Source organism: Achromobacter sp. GbtcB20 (assembly GCF_019091095.1).
GTDB classification, from domain to species: Bacteria; Pseudomonadota; Gammaproteobacteria; order Burkholderiales; family Burkholderiaceae_B; genus Achromobacter; species Achromobacter mucicolens.
Genome location: NZ_JAGXJZ010000659.1, coordinates 1 through 257 on the forward strand (window position 1 = coordinate 1; position 257 = coordinate 257).

Below are 257 nucleotides of genomic sequence, written 5' to 3' on the forward strand. Positions count from 1 at the left end.
ATCCGCGAGATTTTAGACAAGTTCCAAGCCGCAACCCGTGAGAAGGCCCGGATCGACCAAGTGCTTCCTCCAGAATGCCCGACAACTCATATTTCGGTCAACTCGCTGCTCACTGCGCTGGGAATTAACGAGCCAGACGCAACGTTTGCGGAACGGTTATACCGGGTGCGGAACACTTTGTTTCACGACTACGGGACACTCCATAGGCACGGACACGCGATTTCTTCCATTTGCGACGGGCTGTACGCATATATGGT

At 53.7% G+C, this 257-nt stretch carries 1 protein-coding gene; it reads left to right on the forward strand.

What is annotated here, in order from left to right; genetic code table 11:
* Nucleotides 1-257 (forward strand): hypothetical protein (locus tag KVT32_RS30615; RefSeq protein WP_217619489.1); only part of this gene is annotated, 257 nt, incomplete at both ends.